Below are 3,094 nucleotides of genomic sequence, written 5' to 3'. Positions count from 1 at the left end.
CTTCCCGCATAGAAGAACGACATTGTCCGCCATCTGATCTATCCCGTCCCGGAGCCAGCCCTGCCCTTCCTTGGCGTGCACCTGACGCGGATGATCGACGGCAGCGTCACGGTCGGGCCGAATGCCGTTATCGGTTTTGCCCGCGAAGGCTATCCACGGCTTTCGTTCAATGTTTCGGACATGGCCGACTACGCGCTGTTTCCCGGCTTCTGGAAAACCGTGTTCGCCAACCGCGGATCTGCGGTAACGGAACTCCGCAACTCGCTCTGGAAGCCAGGCTATCTGAAGGAGTGCCGGAAATACTGTCCGAGCCTCAAGCTCGCCGACCTGCTCCCGCACGAAGCAGGCATCCGCGCGCAAGCCGTGCGCAAGGACGGTGCCCTCATCCATGATTTCCTGTTCGCACAAACGGACCGCATGCTGCACGTCTGCAACGCGCCTTCCCCCGCCGCCACCTCGGCGATCCCGATTGCAGAGATGATTCGAGATCGCCTCATACAGGGCTGCTGAAAATGAGGCGGTACGCACTGGAGCCCAACTGAACGCTGGAGTATCTGCCTTGGCCAAGAAGGGAATTAGGGCACCGGCCGCGGCCAACGCAGCTTTTGCGTCGGAACCAGATCGGCGCACCACCAGGCCAGCAATGCCGCTCCCGGCGAGAGGGTAGCAACTTGGCCTGCGGTTTCCGCAAGCAAAGGTTCCGTGTGGACGACGGCTTTTTTGGCTGCGCAAAGATCTCAGGCGAAACGACGGCTGACGTCATTGGCAGGGTTCGCTCCCGGCTGACCGCCATTTTGTCGACCGTCATAGCTGGACGGCCTCCCTATGGCACCAGAATGGTACACGTCCATAAGACGCACCGACACCCAAGCCAGCCTAGCTAACCAGAAGCCTTTAAGTCTTTGAAATTATGTCTCTATTTATGGTACCGTTGGCTGGGATCGAACCAGCGACCTCCGGATCCACAATCCGGCGCTCTAACCATCTGAGCTACAACGGCACGTTGCCTGAGCGGATCGAAACAGAAACTCATCCGCCGCTCTGTCGTTCGGCGATGCGTCCTTACGGGCTTATGGATTCTAATTCAAGGCTTTTGGAAAGCAAAGGTCACTTCCCCACATCGGCGCGGCATTCGCCCGGCAAGAAGGCGCAGGCAAGGACCAGGCGACGGACAAAGAAAAAGGCCGGCGGGAGGAGGTGCCGGCCTTTTCCTGTTACGAGCCAGCGGGAGGAGGTGCTGGCTGGTCACCCCGGGGAGCAGAGGGAGGAGGTTCCACTCACCGGGTATTCCTTGATGGCTGCCATCATACACCTGATCGTTTTTAAGAAAATGCGACCTTTTGTTGCATCTTCAGATCATGCGCAAATGTTAGGCAACCTTGATTTCCTTCATCGCCTTCTCGAAGGCGGTCTTGATCGGCTTGGAGACGTCCTCGGCGGCCTTGGAGGCAACGGCCTGGAAGTCCTTGGCCTGCTCGACGGTCGATTCGACGCGCTTGCGCAGGAAGGCGGTCTGCAGCTCGACGACTTCCGACAGCGACTTGGCGCCGATCAGGGCTTCGAGGTGGGAAAAACCGGCCTCGGCATTGGCACGCAAAGCGGAGATGGTCTTGAGCGACAGGTCGTTGGAAACGGTCTTGGCGGTCTCGTAGGTCGACTCCAGAGCCTTCTGGGTCTCCTCGGCGCCGGTCTTCAGCTTGGCATAAGCCTCTTTCGACTGCTCAACGCCCTTTTCGGCGAAAGCGCGAATCTGGTCAGTGGCCTTGGAAGCGTCGAAGCTCGGGAATTCAACGTTTTCGATCGTCTCGGCGGTCTTGGTCCTGGACATTTTCCATCCTTTTCAGCGGCAGCGGCTTTGACAGAAAGCCGTCTCGTTCATGTATGATGGCAATATAAAGGCAAATTTTGTGCATTGCAATATCTTTGTTGCAGTGCACCATAAATTTCTTTTGGGCCGTTAACCAAGAGCCCAGATTCCAGCCTTTGCACGTTCTGGCTTGTGGACCTTCGCGCCTCCGGCTTTTATTAACAAAGCGTTAACTGCAAAATCGCCGCTCCGTGAGGTCCGCCAAGCGCATGCCGTCCGAATATTCCTTCCTTGATGTCGCCGTGCTCGACGCGGTCCGCCAGCGCTTTGCCGCAGGCGACGCGATCGCGATCCTGTCGGCGGATCTGGAGCAGGTGATCTGGGCCAATGGGCCAGGAGCCGCGATGTTCGGTTATCCCGACATCGAGGCGATCATAGGCGCCTCGGCGCAGTTGCCCGTGATCGCCAGGCGCCAGATCATGGCGACCAGCGGATTTCCCGAGATTGGCAGCGACCGCGCCATCATGGTGCGGCTGGCGACCGGCATGACCAGCCGCGCCGTCGGCTTCCTGGCCAGTGCGGTGACCATGCCGGACGCCGAGAAGGCGATCATGCTGGCAGTGCCGGCGGCTCAGACAGGGTCACGCAGTGCCGGCGAAATCGCCGCGCGCGCCATTAGCGGCTTCACCGAGGATGGTCATTTCATCGCCTTTGTCGATGCCAGGGGCAACGTTGAGGCGGCCTCGGAAGGATTTTCGGCACTGGGCATCCTGCCGGAGACGCTGGCAGCACTGGTTGCCGACGTCGCAGCCGAGAGCGACCGCATCGTCAAGCGCCTTGTCCCGGGCGGCACGGCCTCCTACCCGGCGGGGCTGGCAAGATTGACCGAGGAGCGGCATCTGCTGGTGGTGATCGACGAGGACCAGCTCGACGACACAGCCCCTGCGGGCGAACACCTCACGCAAACCATTGCCGAGGCGGCACCAGCTGGCGATGCGGCTTCGCAGCCGGAACAGGGTGGCGAGACGCCGACCGAGGAACCAGGCGCCGCACTGCCGACCGAGGACGTCGCCGCATCGCAGCCGCATGCGATCACCGACGTGATCGGGCAGGCGCCGACGGCTGCCAACAGCGATCAGGCGGCAGCAGAGCCCACACCGGCGCAACACGACCATTGGTACTTCAACGCCGGCGAGGACGGAGGGGAACAGGCGCCGCGACCAGCTGCGTCCGGACCTGAAGCGCCTCAAGAACCGGCGGCCCTGGAAGTCCAGTCCACCTCCGCGG

Annotated in this window: 1 protein-coding gene, 1 tRNA gene and 2 pseudogenes; 2 read left to right on the top strand and 2 right to left on the bottom strand. The window is 61.0% G+C overall.

From position 1 onward, the window contains the following. A pseudogene (locus tag EOA22_RS29040) lies at nucleotides 1-510 on the top strand (FAD-dependent oxidoreductase); the annotation flags it as partial. A 413-nt stretch (nucleotides 511-923) separates the two neighbouring features. On the opposite strand, the gene EOA22_RS29030 reads toward EOA22_RS29040, so the two are convergent. Beyond that, nucleotides 924-1,000: transfer RNA gene (locus tag EOA22_RS29030), tRNA-His, on the bottom strand. Between the two features lie 369 nt (nucleotides 1,001-1,369). After that, nucleotides 1,370-1,828 (bottom strand): phasin, encoded by a 459-nt coding sequence (locus tag EOA22_RS29025; RefSeq protein ID WP_013530255.1) that lies wholly within the window; start codon nucleotides 1,826-1,828, stop codon nucleotides 1,370-1,372. 248 nt (nucleotides 1,829-2,076) lie between these two features. Between EOA22_RS29025 and EOA22_RS29020 the strand changes: the two are divergent. Next, nucleotides 2,077-3,094: pseudogene (locus EOA22_RS29020) on the top strand (PAS domain-containing sensor histidine kinase); the annotation flags it as partial.

The organism is Mesorhizobium sp. M7A.F.Ca.US.014.04.1.1 (assembly GCF_003998745.1).
GTDB lineage: Bacteria > Pseudomonadota > Alphaproteobacteria > Rhizobiales > Rhizobiaceae > Mesorhizobium > Mesorhizobium ciceri.
The sequence above is the reverse complement of the archived record's forward strand: the minus strand, read 5'-3'. Positions and strand labels throughout refer to the sequence as shown.